This window comes from Nocardia sp. CNS-044, from assembly GCF_059570515.1.
In genome coordinates this window covers 721,634-739,914 of record NZ_JCANSX010000005.1, presented here as the reverse complement: position 1 = coordinate 739,914, position 18,281 = coordinate 721,634, and the positions used below count along the sequence as shown (strand labels likewise).

The 18,281-nt window shown below is 68.9% G+C and carries 12 protein-coding genes; 6 read left to right on the top strand and 6 right to left on the bottom strand.

What is annotated here, in order from left to right:
• The first annotated feature begins 40 nt into the window (after positions 1–40).
• Positions 41–868, top strand: coding sequence for a MerR family transcriptional regulator (locus T333_RS04340; protein ID WP_496423720.1), 828 nt, complete (start codon positions 41–43; stop codon positions 866–868).
• A gap of 6 nt (positions 869–874) precedes the next feature.
• Positions 875–1,225 carry a VOC family protein gene (locus T333_RS04335; RefSeq protein ID WP_354998038.1) on the top strand — a complete coding sequence of 117 codons (351 nt, stop codon included), beginning with the start codon at positions 875–877 and terminating at the stop codon, positions 1,223–1,225.
• Positions 1,226–1,306: 81 nt separating this feature from the next.
• On the opposite strand, the gene T333_RS04330 is transcribed toward T333_RS04335, so the two are convergent.
• On the bottom strand, positions 1,307–1,741 hold the full coding sequence (locus tag T333_RS04330) for an SRPBCC family protein (protein WP_354998039.1): 435 nt from the start codon (positions 1,739–1,741) through the stop codon (positions 1,307–1,309).
• A 225-nt stretch (positions 1,742–1,966) separates the two neighbouring features.
• Here T333_RS04330 and T333_RS04325 point away from each other — a divergent pair, with 225 nt between their 5' ends.
• Complete coding sequence (locus T333_RS04325; protein ID WP_496424137.1) at positions 1,967–3,406, top strand: FAD-binding oxidoreductase; 1,440 nt, start codon at positions 1,967–1,969, stop codon at positions 3,404–3,406.
• A complete protein-coding gene (locus T333_RS04320; protein ID WP_496423719.1) occupies positions 3,403–4,719 on the top strand; it encodes a class I SAM-dependent methyltransferase in 1,317 nt (438 codons plus the stop codon). The genes T333_RS04325 and T333_RS04320 overlap by 4 nt, the downstream gene beginning before the upstream one ends.
• A gap of 18 nt (positions 4,720–4,737) precedes the next feature.
• Here T333_RS04320 and T333_RS04315 read toward each other — a convergent pair whose 3' ends face one another.
• Complete coding sequence (locus T333_RS04315) at positions 4,738–8,268, bottom strand: protein kinase domain-containing protein (protein ID WP_496424136.1); 3,531 nt, start codon at positions 8,266–8,268, stop codon at positions 4,738–4,740.
• Between the two features lie 321 nt (positions 8,269–8,589).
• Between T333_RS04315 and T333_RS04310 the strand changes: the two genes are divergently transcribed.
• Positions 8,590–9,051 carry a MarR family winged helix-turn-helix transcriptional regulator gene (locus T333_RS04310; protein ID WP_496423718.1) on the top strand — a complete coding sequence of 154 codons (462 nt, stop codon included), beginning with the start codon at positions 8,590–8,592 and terminating at the stop codon, positions 9,049–9,051.
• Between the two features lie 18 nt (positions 9,052–9,069).
• Here the strand turns inward: T333_RS04310 and T333_RS04305 are convergent, their stop codons facing one another.
• The 4 genes from T333_RS04305 to T333_RS04290 all read right to left on the bottom strand — a co-directional run bounded on the left by T333_RS04305 (position 9,070) and on the right by T333_RS04290 (position 16,950).
• The gene (locus T333_RS04305) at positions 9,070–10,140 is read right to left on the bottom strand and encodes an esterase-like activity of phytase family protein (protein ID WP_496424135.1); all 1,071 of its coding nucleotides are present in this window, start codon (positions 10,138–10,140) and stop codon (positions 9,070–9,072) included.
• A 142-nt stretch (positions 10,141–10,282) separates the two neighbouring features.
• On the bottom strand, positions 10,283–12,433 hold the full coding sequence (locus T333_RS04300; RefSeq protein ID WP_357255785.1) for a 3-hydroxyacyl-CoA dehydrogenase NAD-binding domain-containing protein: 2,151 nt from the start codon (positions 12,431–12,433) through the stop codon (positions 10,283–10,285).
• Positions 12,434–12,470: 37 nt separating this feature from the next.
• Positions 12,471–13,685 (bottom strand): acetyl-CoA C-acetyltransferase, encoded by a 1,215-nt coding sequence (locus T333_RS04295; protein ID WP_354998044.1) that lies wholly within the window; start codon positions 13,683–13,685, stop codon positions 12,471–12,473.
• 334 nt (positions 13,686–14,019) lie between these two features.
• Positions 14,020–16,950 (bottom strand): DNA polymerase III subunit gamma and tau, encoded by a 2,931-nt coding sequence (locus T333_RS04290; RefSeq protein WP_496423717.1) that lies wholly within the window; start codon positions 16,948–16,950, stop codon positions 14,020–14,022.
• 491 nt (positions 16,951–17,441) lie between these two features.
• Between T333_RS04290 and T333_RS04285 the strand changes: the two genes are divergently transcribed.
• The gene (locus T333_RS04285) at positions 17,442–18,266 is read left to right on the top strand and encodes a hypothetical protein (protein ID WP_354998046.1); all 825 of its coding nucleotides are present in this window, start codon (positions 17,442–17,444) and stop codon (positions 18,264–18,266) included.
• Positions 18,267–18,281: the final 15 nt, after the last annotated feature.

Here is an 18,281-nt window from a genome sequence, read left to right as displayed (position 1 = left end):
CGCTTGACTCTCCAGTCGCTGGAGGGTGTTCGCTGAACGCATGACCGCGACCGTCTCGATCGGTGAGTTCGCCAGGCTGACCTACCTCAGCGTCAAAACGCTGCGGTACTACCACGACATCGAACTGCTCGAGCCGGTCGAGGTGGACCCGGCCTCGGGTTATCGGCGCTATTCGACCGAGCAGGTGGCGCAGGCCCATCTGATCCGGCGGCTGCGCCGCCTCGACATGCCGCTGCCCGAGATCAAGTCCGTACTCGCCGCGCCGGACATCACCTCCAGGGACAGCGCGCTGCGTGCGCATCTGGAACGCATGGAGGCGGAATTGCAGCGGACCCGGGCGGTGGTGGCGTCGCTGCGTTCGCTGCTGACCGAGCCCGCGCCGATCGCGGTGAGTTACCGCTCGATCCCGGCGTTTCCGGCGCTGGCCCTCGTCGACTTCGTCGAGCGCGACGGTATCGATTCCTGGTGCGGCGGTGCGTTCACGCTGCTCTACGAGACCTTGGCCGCGGCGGGCGTCGAGCCCGCGGGAGTCAGCGGCGCCACCTACTCGCCGGAGTTCTTCGAGAACGACGCGGGCGAGGTGGTGGCCTTCGTGCCGATCCCGTCCCGCGACGCCATCGAGCCTCCCGCGGGACTCGTGGTCGTCGAACTGCCCGCACGTCGCTTCGCCATCGCCGTTCACAGCGGCGCCTTCGAGGACTTCGACCGCACCTACGGAGCGCTGGGCAGCCACGTCGCCGAACACGACACCGCCCTGACGGAGCCGGTGCGCGAGCTCTACCTGGTGGCCCCGAACGACACCGACGACCCGAACGAATACCGGACCGAAGTCTGCTGGCCCATCGGCGGGCTCCGAGAAAAGGAGTGAACGACCATGACGTTGTCCATCGCCCACGTCACCTTCGACTGCGAGAACGCCGCGGCGCTCGCCGGATTCTGGGCGGAGCTGCTCGATCAGCGCGTCGACGAAGGAGCCAGTGAGTTCTTCGCGACGGTGGGACGGGAGTCCGGACTCGCGCCGGTGCTGATGTTCATCAAAGTGCCCGACAAGACGCCGGGCAAGAACGTAGCGCACCTGGACCTGCACGCGGCCGATTGGCGCGAGCACATCGAGCGCGCCATCACCTTGGGCGCCAAGCACATCGGCGATTTCGAGGAGTACGGCGGTCAGTGGACCACACTGGCCGACCCGGAGGGCAACCTCTTCGACATCGGCAAGGCTTGATCGTCGGCCAAGTCCGCACACGACAGCGCGGCCGGACCCCTTCGGGTGTCCGGCCGCGCCGCTACTCGATTCGCTTCGCGCTCAGGCCAGTTCGCGCTTCAAGTTCTCCAGCACCTCGGCCTGGATCTTCTTCAGGCCCAGCGGCGCGAAGATGCCCTCGAAGATGCCGGAGATGCCGCCCGCGCCCTTCCACGTGGTGCGCAGCGTGACCTGGGCGCCAGCGCCCTCCGGCGTCACGGTCCAGGTGTTCACCATGGTGGAGTTCGAATCACGCTCGGTGACAATCGAATCCGCCACCGAGACGACGGCGTGCACGTTGCGCGTGCGCTTCTCGGTGGCCTGCAGGGTCCACTCGGCGACGGTGCCCGCGCCCTTGCCGCCCTCGACCACCTTGTAGTCGCGGTAGTGCGGCGAGAGAATGCGCGGACGCACCGTCTCGTAGTCGGCGATGGCCTCGAGCGCGCGCTTCGGATCCGCGTCGACGGTGATCGAACTGCTGGCGCTGACCTGTCCCACAATGAGCTCCTTGTCCGGATGCGGTGTCTCGACCGCCCCCTATCCTGCCCTGCGCCCGCGCGTGCGTGGCGTCCAGGCTCACGTTGTCCCACCGCGTGTTCGGCCGGGCCCCTGCCACGTCGAACACCGAGTATTCCCGATGCAACATTCCCGTGACATTTCTCCCGGCTCGAGCATTTCTCGGTGGTCGAAGATCACGGTGCGTACTAGCGTCGAGGGGTGGCAGTGAGTCTGTTGGGGAAGGCCGGTCACAGTCCGGCCGCACGCGAATCAGGGTTTGCCGCGCACCGAGCGGGTGTGGATCGCCTTCTGGCGAGTTACCGCGCCATACCCGCGGACGCCAACGTGCGGCTGGCGAAGAAGACGTCCAATCTGTTCCGGGCCAGGGCCAAGAACACCGCACCCGGCCTGGACGTTTCGGGTCTCACCAAGGTCGTCGCGGTGGATGCCGACGCGCGGACCGCCGACGTGGCGGGCATGACCACCTACGAGGACCTGGTGGCCGCGACCCTGCCGTACGGGCTGGCGCCGCTGGTGGTTCCGCAGCTCAAGACGATCACCCTCGGCGGCGCGGTGACCGGCCTCGGCATCGAGTCCACCTCGTTCCGCAACGGCCTCCCGCACGAGTCGGTGCTGGAGATGGACGTGCTGACCGGGGCGGGCGAACTGATCACCGCCCGGCCGGAGGGCGAGCACGCGGATCTGTTCCGCGGGTTTCCCAATTCCTACGGCACGCTGGGATACACCGTCCGGCTGAAGATCGAGCTCGAGCCCGTTCCGCCCTACGTCGCGCTGCGCCACGTGCGGTTCCGCGACCTGCGGGAACTGGAGGCCGCGATCACCCGGATCGTGAACGAGAAGTCCTACGACGGCGAGCGGGTCGACTACCTCGACGGCGTCGTGTTCACCGCCGAGGAGAGCTACCTGACCCTCGGCAGGCAGACCGACGAGCCCGGTCCGGTCAGCGACTACACCGGGATGGACGTCTACTACCGCTCCATCCAGCACGACGGCGCGCGGCCCAAGCGCGATCGCCTGACCATCCACGACTACCTGTGGCGCTGGGACACCGACTGGTTCTGGTGCTCGCGCGCCTTCGGCACGCAGAACCCGAGGATCCGCCGGTTGTGGCCGAAGCGCTATCGGCGCAGCAGCTTCTACTGGAAGCTGGTCGCCCTCGACCACAAATACGACATCGGCGACAAATTGGAAGCCCGCAAAGGCAACCCGCCGCGCGAGCGGGTGGTGCAGGACATCGAGGTCCCGGTGGAGCGCACCGCGGATTTCGTCGAATGGTTCCTGCGCGAGATTCCCATCGAGCCGATCTGGCTGTGCCCGCTGCGCTTGCGGGAGACGGGCGCGCCTGCCGCGACCGGACGTCCCTGGCCGCTGTACCCGATCGAGCCGAACCGCACCTATGTCAACGTGGGGTTCTGGTCGGCCGTGCCCACCGTTCCCGGGCAGCCGAAGGGCGCGGCCAACCGCGCCATCGAGCGCACCGTGACCGAGTTCGACGGGCACAAATCGCTGTACTCGGACGCCTTCTACGACGAGGACGAGTTCGCGGCGCTGTACGGCGGCGAGACCTACACCGAACTGAAGAAACGCTACGACCCGGACCAGCGCTTGCTGGATTTGTATTCGAAGGCGGTGCAACGGAAATGACGACATTCAAGGACCGTTCCGACGTGTTCGCGGACCTGGGAACCAAGCTGAGCATTGCCGAGATCTTCGAGACCCTCGTCGACGGCGAGGTCCCGATTCGCCTGACCGCCTACGACGGCAGCGCGACCGGGCCGGAGGATTCGGACTACACCCTCGACATCAAGACGCCGCGCGGCATCAACTACCTGGCCACCGCGCCCGGCGATCTCGGCATGGCGCGCGCCTACATCGCGGGCGACATGACCGCCACCGGCGTGCACCCCGGCGACCCGTACGACGTCCTGAAGGCGATGCAGGACTTGAAATTCCGCCGTCCGTCGGCGCTCGCGCTGGTCACCATCGCGCGCTCGCTGGGCTGGGAACGGCTCAAGCCGGTCGCGCCGCCGCCGCAGGAGACGCTGCCGCGCTGGCGCCGGATCGCGTTCGAGGGTCTGCGCCACTCCAAGACCCGCGACGCGGAAGCCATCCACCACCACTACGACGTCTCGAACACCTTCTACGAGTACGTCCTGGGTCCCTCGATGACCTACACCTGCGCGACCTACGGCGACGAGAACTGGACGCTGGAGCAGGCACAGGAGAACAAGTACCGCCTCGTCTTCGACAAGCTGCGCCTGAAGGAGGGCGACCGGCTGCTCGACATCGGCTGCGGCTGGGGCGGCATGGTGCGCTACGCGGCGAGGCGCGGCGTCGAGGTCATCGGCGCGACCCTCTCGGCGGAGCAGGCCGAGTGGGCACAGCGGAAGATCGCCGAGGAAGGTCTGTCGGATCTGGCCGAGGTGCGGCATTCCGACTACCGCGACGTGCCCGAAGGCGAGTTCGACGCCGTGTCCTCGATCGGTCTCACCGAGCACATCGGCGTGCACAACTACCCGTTCTACTTCGAGTTCATCAAGAGCAAGCTGCGCGACGGCGGCCTGTTCCTGAACCACTGCATCACCCGCCCGGACAACACCCGCACCACGAAGGCGGGAGATTTCATCGACCGGTACGTGTTCCCGGACGGCGAGCTGATCGGCTCCGGTCGCATCATCTCCGAGATCCAGAACATCGGGCTCGAGGTGCTGCACGAGGAGAACCTGCGCGAGCACTACGCGCTGACCCTGCACGAATGGTGCAAGAACCTGGTCACCAACTGGGACGCCTGCGTCGCGGAGGTCGGCGAGGGCACCGCCAAGGTCTGGGGCCTCTACATGGCGGGCTGCCGACTCGGGTTCCAGCGCAACGTGGTTCAGCTGCACCAGGTGCTCGGCGTCAAGCTACCCCCCGACGGCGCGTGGACGGTCCCGCTTCGCCCCTGGTGGGAGGCCTGAGCTGACGCTGCCCGCCCTTCAGTCCAGGAGCTGCTCCAGGAAAAGGGCGGGTAGCGCCGCATCCTCGAGCTGCTCGGGGGCGGTGTGCATTTCGGAGCGCAGCACGCGCAGGATGGCGACCACGCCGGGGCCCGCGTCCAGGAGCGGGCGGGTCCAGCCCAGTTCGGCGCAGGTGGCGGCGGCGGGGAGCAGCAGGCCGGTGGCCTCGCCGACCCAGCCGGACGCGGCGAGGCATTCGGCGAGCAGCAGCGCGGTGTCCAATTCCGCTCGGGGACGGTCCTGTTCGAGCATCCGGCCGTGCAGGGCGCGGGCGCGGCGCACCGCCGTGTCGTCCGAGCGCAGCGGCTTATGCGCGAGCAGGCCGCGAATGCCCGCGATCTCCTCGGCCTCGGCGGTGAGCGCGGCGGAACCGACCAACCGGTGATGGACAACGCCGAGCGCTTCGGCATGCCCGTCGCCGTGCGCCAGGTACTCCACGGGTAGACCGAGCCGCAGCCGTTCGGCGCGGATGTGCGCGGCGAGCCGGACCAGGCGCTGTTCGGCGGCCACCCGGTCGCCCTCGTCCAGCCGGGCCGCGGCGGTCGCCAGATCGCCGAGCACCGCTTTGACCCGCGCGCCGGTGACGTACGTCGAGATCAGGAAGTCGACTGTCCCGATCCGGGTGACCAGCTGGTGACTCTCGTCGAACAGCCGGTCGGCGACGTCGAGATCGCCTCGGCGGTAGTTCAATTCGCCGAGCAACGCCGAGGCCACCCGCACCGCGTGCGATCGCGGACCCGAGCGGAGCCGCGCCGTCTCCCACGCCTGCTGGAAGCACTGCATCGCCGTGGCGATGTCGAGCTGCTCGTAAGCCGCCGCGCCCTGACCGCAGAGCCCGAACACCACGCCGAGCGGGTCCTTCGAGCTGGCGTGGTACGGGGTCGCCCACTCCTGGATGCTGCGGGCGCCGTCGAAATCGAATTGGCACAGCCGCACGAACGAGGTCAGGTTCGCCGCGGTGGAGACCGTCCACGCGGGCAGCTCGTCGGGGCGCTCGAGGCAGTCCGCGACGCGGTCGAGCACGCCCTCGGTGTGATCGCGCGCGATCTGGTCGGCGGCGGCGAGCACTGCGGCTTCGCATCGCTGCTGGATCACGTCGGCGTCACCGGACGAGCCGCGCGCGAGCATGTTCGACAGCCTGCCGAGCGCGCTGCGCGCCGCGCTGGACTGTTGCAGGTTCACGTTGGCCCGCGCCACCGCCATCAGCAGTTTGGACCGCGAAGCCACCTGTTGCACCGGCAGTTTCGACACCGTGCCGAGCAGGGTGGCCAGCCGGGCGGTGTCGATCAGATCCATGCCGCCGCCCTCGACCAGATCCAGCGCCATCTTCAAATCCGTCGCGGCCAGCGCGTGGTCCACCGACTTACGCAACAGCTGGTGTTCGGCGTACCAGCGGGAAGCCTTGCGGTGCAACGCCTTCAGCCTCCCTGGCTGAGTGCGTTCCAGCCGAGCGCGCAGATGCTCGGCGAACAGCGGCTGTATCCGGTACCACTCCGGGTCGTGCTCGATACGCCGCAGGAACAGCTCGCGCTGCTCGGCCTGGGCGAGCAGCAGCTCGGCCTCGCTGTCGTCGGACAGGGCGGCGGCCAGCGACGCCGACACGCGCTCGGTCACCGAGATCGAGCTGAGGAAGTCGAGCATCCGCGGTTCGAGCGCGTCGAGCACGTTCTCGGCGAGGTATTCGCGGATGCCGTGACTACCTTCGGAAAGCGTCGCGATCAGCTGTTCCGGGTCGATGTTGCCGCGCAGCGAGAGGCTGATCAGCTGGATGGCGGCGGGCCAGCCGTCGGTCGCCTCGTGGATCTGCTCCACCTGAGCCTCGGTGAGCTCGAAACCGTTGCGATCCACCAAGATCTGCTTGGTCTCGGCCACGGTGAGCCGCAGCGCCGCGGACCCGATCTCGACCAGTTCGTCGTGCACCCGCATCCGGCTGGTCGGCAAGCCGGACTGCTCCCTGCTGGTCACCACGAAGCGCAGGTGGTGGCAGCCGTTGTCGAGCAACGCCTCCATCGCGCGGTGCGTGCCGGGATCGGTGATGCGGTGCCAGTCCTCGACCACCACCACGATGGTCTCCCCGCCCTCGTGGATCTCGTTGATCAGAGTGGTGAGGGCGTAGGGCACCGCGTCGCCCGCGCGTTCCTCCAGCGTCTGGTCGAGTCCGGCGCCGATGTCGGGCCGCACCCGGTGGATGGCCTGGATGAGGTGGGCGAGAAACCAGATCTCGTTGTCGTCGTCGCGGTCGATGCCGATCCACGCGACCGGTACCCCGCCGCCGCTCAACTCCGCGCGCCACTGCGCGGCGACCGTGCTCTTGCCGAATCCCGCAGGCGCGTGCAGCACCGCGAGCCTGCGTCGCCCGCCCGCACGCAGGATGTCCAGCAAGCGGGGTCGAGGCACCGGATCGCGAGCCGGGGTCGGTGGGTGGAATTTCGTGGCGGCGGTGGGCGGCAGGGTGGTCGAGCCGCCCGGGTGCTGCGAGACGGCGGGGCGCAACGTCAGCGGCCAACTGCGCCGGGTCACCGCCGGACGGGTGCGCGTGGACGGGTGCGCTTCCACCACCGGACGCGTGCTGTCGAATTCCTCGAGCAACACCGTGGGCTCGAGCAGCGCCATCTCGTCGGGCAGCTGGCCGTGTTCCACCTGGACCGAGCGCAGCAGTGTGCCGAACTCGTACGCCGACTCCGGTCGATCGGCCGGATTTGGCGCCATGGCCCGTTCGATCGCGTCGGCCACATCGGGCGGGATGTCCTGCTCGCGCAGATCCGGCACCGGCTGGCTGGTGATCCGCAGGAACTGCGCCACCACCCGCTCCCCCGCCTGCCGCTCGAAGGCGGCGTGACCGGTGAGCAGGGCGAACAGCGTGGCCCCGAGCCCGTAGATGTCGGAGCGGACGGTCGGCTCCTCGCCCTTGAGCACCTCCGGCGCGGTGAACGCGGGCGAACCGGTGATCAGGCTGCTGGAGGTGCGAAAGCCGCCGGGAATCCTGGCGATGCCGAAATCGGTGAGCTGCGGTTCGCCGTAGCCGCTGAGCAGTACGTTGGCCGGTTTGACGTCGCGGTGCAGGATCCTGGCGCGGTGCGCGCTCTCGATCGCGCCCGCCAGTTTGACGCCTGCCCGCAGTGAATCCGCCCAGGTGAGCGGGCCTTGCTCGCGGATGAGCTGCTCGAGCGAGCCGTGTGTGCAGTACGGCATCACGATGATCGGCATCCCGCTGGCGGTGACGTCGACCTGCAGGATGTCGACGATATTGGGGTGGCCGGAGAGCCTGCCCATGGCCTGCTCCTCGCGCAGGAAGCGTTCGCGGCTCTCGATGTCGATCTCGGAGGAGAGCACCTTGACCGCGACGACCCGTTCCAGCGCGACTTGCAGGCAGCGGTACACGACGCCGAAGCCACCCCTGCCGATCTCGACAGCGCCGGAAAGCCCCATCGCCTCGAGCTCGTCGGCGATGCCGGCCAACTCGGGGCGTGGTGTATCGCGCTGGGTATCGACGCCGCGCTGCGTATCCATGCCGCGCGTATTCGAATCGGCCGGGGCCGGTTCGGGACTCATCTTGCCCGAACCCCTCTGTGGATTCACGTGACCACCTCGAATGCACATCGAATCGGCGTCACCGGCGATCGTGGGACACACCGACATCGGGCACCGGGGCCGACCTGGTGTCCGAATTGTCTGCGCATACTCCAACGTAGCGCGGTGCGGGGCCGGTTGGGCGGAGATTGCCGCAGTGTCGTCCCGACCTGTGATGGGCCCGTCGGCGGCATTCGGCGATGGATCGGGCGCCGGGCTTGTAGGCTCTTTCTTCGTCGAAGACTTCTCTTCACTGGAGAAGTGATCGAGCCGGAGGTGCCGATGGAGCAATCGGAGACGAGCACGGTCTATCGCCGCTATCTGAGCGCGCTGATGGCGCACGGACAGGCCGGAGCGCGGGCCGTGGATCTCGGCGCCACCGATCTCTACGCACTCAACATCCTGGAACTCGGCGGCCCGATGACGCCAGGGGAACTCGGCGCGCGCGCCGGACTCACCACCGGGCCGACAACCCGGCTGGTCGACCGTTTGGAAGAGGCCGGGTACGTGCGGCGGGTCCCGGTTCCGGGCGACCGGCGCAAGATCACCGTCGAGCTGGTCGAAAAACCCGCTGAACTGGATCGCGTGCTGGCCCCCGCCCGGCGGCGCGTCGGCGAGATCATCGCCGGATACGCGCCCGAGCAGCGCGAGCTGCTGTTCGACTATTTCCGCAAAGCCGCCGACGCGTATTTCGAAGCGACAGAAGAATTCCGCGCCGACTGAGCCCGGTTTTTCGAAAGCTCAGCGCACCGCGAGCGCGACGATCTGGGTGATCTGGTTCTCGGCGAAGTTGTCGTCGCTGACCAGCACCAGCGTCCGCTCGCCGGACGGCAGCCGCGGTCCCCAGGTCATGCCCTCGATGTTGTCGATGTCCGGAAGGCCGACGTCGTCCAGGTCGACGAGCAGTCGTTTGGCGACCGGGCGCGCGTCGCCCAGCGCAGCGTCGAGCACGTTGGTCGCGCCCGCGATGTCGGCCTCGTACACGCGGATTTTGTTGCCGACGCCGTCCACGAACGCGCGCTCGAGCACCAGGAACTTCGTCGGATCGAGCGGGTCGGCGGCCAAGATCGAGGCGACGCCGTTGCCGCCGCGCCCCGGCTCGGGCCGCGACTCGGCGAACACCGGCTCCATCGGGTACGCGTACTGCGCGAGCAGCGGCCCGGACCGTGCCCGCACGGTGATGCGCGAGATCGCGCCGGAGGTCACTGTCGCCTCGGGTCCGTCTTGGAGCAGCGGCCCCTCGACGGCCGTGACGAACAGCGCGCCGCCCGCGGCGAAGGTGGCGGCCTCCAGCACCGCGTTGCGGCGCGGCCCGGAATCCGGCCGCATCCGCTCGTTGTCCGGGATCGGCAGTTCGGCCACGAACGTCCCGTCCGGCCGCGCGACGCGCACGGCGGGATCGGCGAGCACGTCGCCCGCGCGCTCACCCTCCTGAGTCCAGAAGTAGTCACCGGTCCACGGATCGACCCGGATCTCCTCGGGATCAACGGATTTCGGCGGATAGAAGCCGCCGTCCGCAGTGCGCAGCGACCGGGTCCCGGTGAATGTCACCGGTCCGACCCCGTTCGCGTCGACCGGGAAGCGGGCGGTGTAACTACGGGCCGGTGCGCGTTCCGAGCGGTCGTCGCTGATCAGCAGGTACTCGCCCGTGGCGGGCAGATAGTCGATGCCGGAAAGCCCGCCGACGACAGTGCCGTGAAAGTCCATGCCGTGCGGCAGGATTCGCTGACCCAGCAGCCGCACGTTCGGCTCGGCCTGCGCTACGGGCAGCGCGACGGCGGAGGCCGCGAGGACGAGAAGGAATCCGATCATGCTGCGCACGAGCCACACGGTATCGGCACTCGCGAACCGCGCGGTGAACTCCATCGGAAATCGGGCCCGGAGACGGCGAAAGCCCGCCACCGCGAAAAGCGATGGCGGGCTTCGCCGTTGCGTGACTACCTACGCGGCGTCGTTACTTCCGCAGCGAGGCGGGAACCTCGAAGCGGTCGCCGTACTTGGCCTTCAGCTCGTCGGCGCGAGCCACGAAGGCCTCCTGGCCGCCCGGGTAACCGACGATGAACTGGTGCACACCACCGGTCCAGGCCGGGTAGCCGATGCCGAAGATCGAGCCGATGTTGGCGTCGGCGGTGGTCTCGAGCACACCCTCGTCGAAGCACTTCTGGGTCTCGATCGCCTCGATGAACAGCATGCGGTCGATGAGGTCCTGGAGCGGCACGTTGAAGTCGGTGACCGACTTGAAGTGCTCACGCAGGCCGCCCCACAGGCCGGTCCGCTTGCCGTTCTCGTCGTACTCGTAGAAGCCGGCCTTCTCCAGGCGACCCGGACGACCCTCGTTCACCATGTACTCGATGACGTCGATGGCCGGGTGCCGCTTCTTGCCCATGGTGGCGTCACCGCGGGCGATGGCCTCTTCGGTCTCTTTGGCGATCTTCAGCATGAGCTTCATGTTCAGCTCGTCCGACAGCTGCAGCGGCGCGGCCGGGTAGCCCGCCTGCGAGCCGGCCTGCTCGATGGTCGAGGGGTCGATGCCCTCGCCCAGCATGGCGATCGCCTCGTTGACGAAGGTGCCGATCACGCGCGAGGTGAAGAAGCCGCGGCTGTCGTTGACGACGATCGGGGTCTTCTTGATCGCGAGGGTGTAGTCGAACACCCGGGCCAGCGCCTCGTCCGAGGTCTTCTCACCCTTGATGATCTCCACCAGCGGCATCTTGTCGACCGGCGAGAAGAAGTGGATGCCGATGAAATCCTCCTGGCGCTTCACGCCGGTCGCGAGACCGGTGATCGGCAGGGTGGAGGTGTTCGAGCCGAGCAGCGCGTCCGCGTCGACGATGTCCTCGATCTCCTGGAACACCTTGTGCTTGAGCTCGGTGTTCTCGAAGACGGCCTCGATCACGAAGTCGACGCCGGCGAAGTCGGCCGCGTCGGCGGACGGCTTGATCCGGTCGAGCAGCGCCTTGGACTTCTCCTCGGTGGTCTTGCCACGGGAGAGGGCCTTGGCCTCGATCTTCTCGGAGTAGTTCTTGCCGCGCTCGGCCGCCTCGATGGTAACGTCCTTCAGCACGACCTCGTAGCCGGCCTTGGCGGAGACGTACGCGATGCCCGCGCCCATCATGCCCGCGCCGAGCACGCCGATCTTCTTGATGTCCTTCTTCGGCACGTCCTTCGGACGCGAACCGCCGTTGTTGATCGACTGCAGGTCGAAGAAGAACGCCTGGATCATGTTCTTCGCGACCGGGCCGGTCAGCAGGTGGACGAAGTAACGCGACTCGATCAGCGAGGCGTTGTCGATGTCGACCTGCGCGCCCTCGACCGCGGCGGCCATGATGGCGCGCGGGGCGGGCATGTTGGTGCCCTTGAGCTGCTTACGCAGGTTGGCCGGGAACGCGGGCAGGTTCGCCGCGAAGGCCGGGGTGGACGGGGTGCCACCGGGGATCTTGTAGCCCTTCTTGTCCCAGGGCTGCACGCCGCCCTCGGGGTTGGCCTTGATCCACGCCTTGGCGGCCGGGACCAGCTCCTCGATCGAGCCGACGACCTCGTTGATCAGGCCGATTTCCTTGGCCTTGCCCGGGCGGTACTTCTGGCCCTGCAGCAGCACCTGCATGAGCGCGCCCTGGAGGCCGAGCATGCGCACGGTGCGGGTGACACCGCCACCGGCGGGCAGCAGGCCCAGGCTGACCTCGGGCAGGCCCAGCTGCACACCCGGCACGTCGGCCGCGATGCGGTAGTGGGTCGCGAGGGTGATCTCCAGGCCGCCGCCGAGCGCGGCGCCGTTGATCGCGGACACGACCGGCTTGCCGAGCAGCTCGAGGCGACGCAGCGCGCCCTTGATGGTGCCCAGCTCGTCCATGAGGGCCTGGCCGTCTTCCGGGCCGACCTTCATCATGTTCTTCAGGTCGCCGCCGGCGAAGAAGGTCTTCTTCGCGGAGGTCAGCACCACGCCGGTGATGCTGTCCTTCTCGGCCTCGAGCCGGTCGACGGTCGCGGTCATCGACGTCTTGTACAGCTCGTTCATCGTGTTGGCGCCCTGGTTCGGGTCGTCCATCGTCAGCACGACGATGCCGTCCGAATCCTGCTCCCAACCGATCATGTTGGTCTCGCTCACAGCTCTGTGTCTCCTTGGTAAATGCTGTCGGTTGGGGTCAGACCCGCTCGATGATGGTCGCGACGCCCATGCCGCCGCCGATGCACAGGGTGATCAGCGCGTAGCGGCCGTTGCGGCGCTCCAGCTCGTCGACCATGGTGCCGGTGATCATCGCGCCGGTGGCGCCCAGCGGGTGGCCCATCGCGATGGCGCCGCCGTTGACGTTCAGCTTCTCGTCCGGGATGTTCAGGTCCTTCTGGAACTTCAGCACCACGGAGGCGAACGCCTCGTTGATCTCGACCAGGTCGATGTCGTCCAGGGTCAGACCCGCCTTGGCCAGCGCCTTGTTGGCGGCCGGGGTGGGACCGGTCAGCATGATGGTGGAGTCGGCGCCACTGGTGGCGGTCGCGACGACGCGCGCACGCGGGGTCAGGCCCGAAGCCTTGCCGGCCTCCTCGGAGCCGATCAGCACCAGCGCGGCGCCGTCGACGATGCCCGAGCTGTTGCCGCCGTGGTGCACGTGGTTGATCTTCTCCACGAAGTGGAACTTCTGCAGCGCCACCGCGTCGAAGCCGCCCATCTCACCGATCACGGCGAAGGAGGGGTTCAGCTTGGCGAGGTCCTCGGCGGTGGTGCCGGGGCGCATGTGCTCGTCGCGGTCCAGCACGACGAGGCCGTTCTGGTCCTTGACCGGAACGATGGACTTGGCGAAGTAGCCGCCGGTGGTGGCCTTGGCGGCCAGGTCCTGCGAGCGCACGGCGTAGGCGTCGACGTCGTCGCGGCTGAAGCCCTCGATGGTGGCGATCAGGTCGGCGGAGACGCCCTGCGGGACGAAGTAGGAGTCGTAGTTGGTGGCCGGGTCGAGGGCCCAGGCGCCACCGTCGGAGCCCATGGCGACGCGCGACATCGACTCGACGCCACCGGCGATGACCAGGTCGTCGAAGCCGGAGCGCACCTTCTGGGCGGCGATGTTGACGGCCTCGAGGCCGGAGGCACAGAAGCGGTTCAGCTGGACGCCGCCGACGGTGTCGGGCAGGCCGGCCACGGTCACCGCGGTGCGCGCGATGTCCATGCCCTGGTCGCCGACCGGGCTGACGACACCCAGGACGACGTCGGAGATCCGGTCCTCGTCGAGGTTCGGGAAGCGGTTGCGCAGCTCCTGGATCAGACCAACAGTCAGGTCGATCGGCTTGACCGAGTGCAGCGAACCGTTCTTCTTGCCGCGGCCGCGCGGAGTGCGGATGGCCTCGTAAATGTAGGCCTCTGTGGTCATATCGGAGTGTTCCTTCCTTGGGGTGCGCCTGCACCGCGTTGTGCGGCACGGCCGCGGGTAACCTCGCCGACCGGCCATGAGACCGACCGTCCGTATTCAGTTTGCCGTGCTCCCGAGGCCCAGCGTGGTGACGCGAGGTTCCGTCTCCGGGCCCGTCGCTCGCACCGCATAACGCTGTACAAAACTTGGCAAGCACCTGCGGACGCACGTTCCGGACACGCCCGTACGCCTGGGCATACCATAGAACGCCGCCACACCGGAGCTCACGGCCACCCGTTCATACTACCGTCGTGTGCGAACTCCGGTTAACTTAACGTGCTCGAGGCGGTGGTTGTCAACCATCCAGCCGTGTGGCACCCAGCTCACTCCTGAGCAATTCCAGGGCGACCTCGTCGGGGTCGTGGCGAGCCTCCGGAGCCACCGGTTCGGCGGCCTGGGCCAGCATTTCCTGCTCCTCTTCCGGAGTCGACGGGCCGGGCACTCCGCCCGAGCCGTAACCCGTGCCGCCGGAGGTCGATTCGTAGTCGCCCGGATCCGGCGGCGGGTAGTCGCCAGGACCGGGATCGTCCGGTAGGTCGGGGTAGTCGGGCGGCGGGATATCGTCGTCGCCGGACCGCGGTGCCGCGGCGGGCCGCTGCTGCCGGGCGGGCGCGTCACCCGCGGCGTTCGCCCTGGTCTGGCTGGGTCGGGAGAACCGAGGCGGGCCGCCCTCACCGCGTCCCGCCGGATTGCCCGAACCGCGTCCGGCCGCCTGCCCGCCTCCCCGTGCGCGACTCGCCTGCTGCGCAGCGGCACGCGGCGCCGCGCCGCCCGCCTCCCACCGGATCTCGTGGTCGCCGCCGAGGACGGCGCGCACCGCCGACCGCACGGCCTCGACATTGCGCGGATCCGACAGTCGCTGCGCCAGCGGCGCGTGCTGATGGGCGAACACGATGACCGCGCCGTCGACCCGCGCCACCGAGGCACCGGACAGCAACGCCTGCACCGTCGGCCCGAACTCCCGAACCTTGGCCCGGATCTCCGTCCACGCCCCTTCCACGGCCCTCAGCAGCTCGTCCCCCTGCGCGCCCGCGGGCTCGTCCGGCAACGCCGCGGTCATCGATTCGGCGCTCGCGGCGGTGCGCGCACCCGCCGCGTCGTCGGCGCGACGGCCTGCCACCGATTCCCCGGTCACTTGACCATAATCGGACGTAGCATCCGTAATCGCTTGCGGCGCTTCATATCCCGCGCGATCGGCGGGACCCGTCGTGGCGCCACGCGGAGTCGCGGGCCGGTCGGCCGAACGGCTCGCCTCGGCCGCGGCGTCACCGGGCGCGACCGCGGCGCCCGCATGGTTCGCGGACCGCCCGGTCGGCGCCGCCGCGTAGCCCTCGGCATCCCGAGGAGCGGCGGGCCGCCCCGACCGAGGCTCCGCGCCGCCCGGCCTGGGATGACCCGCGCTTCGGCCGTCGGCGGGGCCATCACTCGGCGCAGGCTGGCGTGTTGGTGCGTCGTCGGCCTCGACGACCCGAGAAACCGACTGGGCTGCCTGGGCATCGGTGTCGCCCGGGATGGTGCTGGGCGCGACCGAAGCGCCTACGTCGCCGCGCACACGCGGCCCGGATTCGGCGGAAGCACCGGCAGCGGCGGCGTCCGCACCGACGACGTCCCGTTGAGCGAGGGGCGCATCCGCCGAGCCCTCGGCTTGCCCAGCCGGGCGATCGTCGGACCGCCGCGCCGGACGATCCGCATCGCTGAGCCCGGACCGATCCACCGCCGCGCCGCGGTCCTCGACCGGTCCGCCGCCTGAGGTGGGCGCATTCGTGTAGCCCTCGACGGGTACGGAACCGCCGGGGTGTCCTGACCGAGCACCGGCATCGTCATCGGCCGAGCCCGGCGCGGAGTGAACCGTCGTCTGCTGGGCGATGGGCGCACTCACGCCACTTTCGCCGCCGCCCGGTCCGGAGTCGGCTCCGCGCGTCTTGTTCTCGCGCAGCGCGGCGAGCGCCTCCGCACCACGACGACGCGGGGGTTCGCCCGGTGCGCGGGCAGGCGCGGGAGCGGAAACGGGCCCTGCGTCGGCGGCGGAGGCAGCGGTCGAGGCAGCGGGCGGGAGTGGCGCGACGACTCCGCCCGCGAAACCGCGCTCGAGTCGTTCCAGGCGCTGGAGGGTGGCGGATTCGGTGTCGGAGACCGAGGGCAGCAGCATGCGGGCGCAGACGACCTCGAGCAGCAGCCGCGGCGCTGTCGCTCCGCGCATCTCGCCGAGACCCTCGTGCAGCAGTTCGGCGTAGCGGGTGAGGGTGCCGGGGCCGATGCGCTGGGCTTGGTCGCGCATGCGGTCGAGCACGTCACCGGGGCCGGAGACCAGGCCGCGGTCGGCGGCGTCGGGCACCGCGCGCAACAGGATCAGGTCACGGAAGCGCTCGAGCAGGTCGACGGCGAAACGGCGCGGATCGTGCCCGGCCTCCATGACGCTGTCCACGGTGCCGAACAGCGCGGCGCCATCGCCCGCGGCGAGCGCCTCCACCGCGTCGTCGATGAGCGCGACATCGGTGACGCCGAGCAGCGCGACCGCGCGGTTGTAGGTGACGCCCTCCGGCCCGGCGCCAGCGAGCAGCTGGTCGAGCACGCTGAGGCTGTCGCGCGGTGAGCCGCCGCCCGCGCGAATCACCAACGGGTACACCGCTTCCTCGACCGGAACGTCTTCCTGTTCGCAGATCCTGCCGAGCAGGCCGCGCATCGTCGCGGGCGGCAGCAGCCGGAACGGGTAGTGGTGGGTGCGCGAGCGAATGGTCGGCAGCACCTTGTCGGGCTCGGTGGTGGCGAAGATGAAGATCAGGTGGGCGGGCGGCTCCTCGACGATCTTGAGCAGCGCGTTGAAGCCCGCGGTGGTGACCATGTGCGCCTCGTCGACGATGAAGACGCGGTACCGGGATTCGGCCGGTGCGTAGAAGGCGCGGTCGCGCAGCTCGCGGGTGTCGTCGACGCCGCCGTGGCTCGCGGCGTCGAGTTCGATGACATCGAGATTGCCGGGCCCGCCCGGTCCGAGCGCGACGCAGGACGGGCAGACGCCGCACGGCCGCGAGGTCGGACCCTCCACGCAGTTCAGCGAGCGCGCCAGGATGCGCGCCGACGAGGTCTTGCCACAGCCCCGGGGACCGGAGAACAGATAGGCATGACTGATCCGTCCGGTGTCGAGCGCGATGCTCAGCGGGTCGGTGACGTGCTCCTGACCCACCACCTCAGCGAACGTTGCCGGTCGGTACTTCCGGTACAGAGCCACGGCCAGAGGTTACCGGCGACCACCGACAAAGCGGGCGGCGACCGGGGGGTCACGACCGACAGCCCGCCACGGACCTTCGCACCAGCACGCACAGTGTCGCAAAACCCGGCGAATTGTGAGATAGATCACAGAATTCTCCGGGACTTCTTCCGCCGCTTCGTTCCTCTCACGAATTAGCAACTCGGCAGCAATCTTGAAACCGCAGACCGTCCACCGAGGTACGTAACCGTCCGTTCACCTTCCAGCCAGCGGAAATACATACTCACGCCCCGGTTTATCGAAATTTTACGGAGGTAACGAATAAGTCAACCCGTGTGACAGTTACCCCCGGCGCTGGCTACGGTGGCTATTGGCAACTTCGGTAGCCAAACCTTCATCAGGTTGGTGACCCCGGCCGGTCCCTCATCCCGACCGGGGCACAACCTGGCAATCTCCCGGCCCCAGGGCGACATCGCCGAACTCCCACCGCGTATATCGGAGGAACGTTCCCCGTGCCGTCGTGTGACGACATCGCCGCCGCCTGGCTCTCGAATACCGACTTCGCGGACGATCGAGCCGCCGTCGGACTGCTCAGCCGTGCGATCAGCCCCCAGGATTTCGCGCTCAAACGCGATTCGCTGCCGGTGGCGGCCGCCGCCGATCCGTGCACCGCCTCGGCCATCCTGGAACTGCTCGAACGCGGCCAAGTGCCGACCATGGCCGCGATCCGCACCCTCACCGCGCAGAACGAGATGCGCCGCGAGGCCGAGCGCATCGAGCGACTCGGCCGCCGCGCCCAGCGCAGCATCGACGACTTCGGTCGCGTGCTCGCCCGCCTCGCGCACGAACACTGGACGACGCACGGCACCGGCCCGACCCGCCGCGACATCCTTTCCTCGGAGCCGGTGACGACGCTGATCAGGGAGCGCATCGGCGTGATCGCGCCCAACGCGGTCAAACATCTGTGGCTGATCGAACGCGCCCAGCGCGCCGGCTGGATCGCGTCCAACGCGAATCCGCAATCCCTGTGCGCGGCAAGGCGTTTCCACGCGGCCAAGTACGGCAACCGGGTCTCGCTGCGGCCGGTCAACGCGATCGGGACGCTGGTCACCGGATATCTCGCCGAGCATCTCGACGAGCACGGCCGCCCGCCGCGCTGGTCCAACCTCGCGCGCGACCTGCGCGACGATCGCGGGCGGCGCGTCTTCCACGACACCGCCGACGCGCGGGCGCAGGAACTGTGGCTCACCACCGCCGAATGGGTCGCCGTCGAGGACGATCTGCCACTCCCCGGCCGCCGCGGCAGGCGTGCGCTGACCCGCAAGAACCGCGGCTGAGAGGCGATTCCCAGC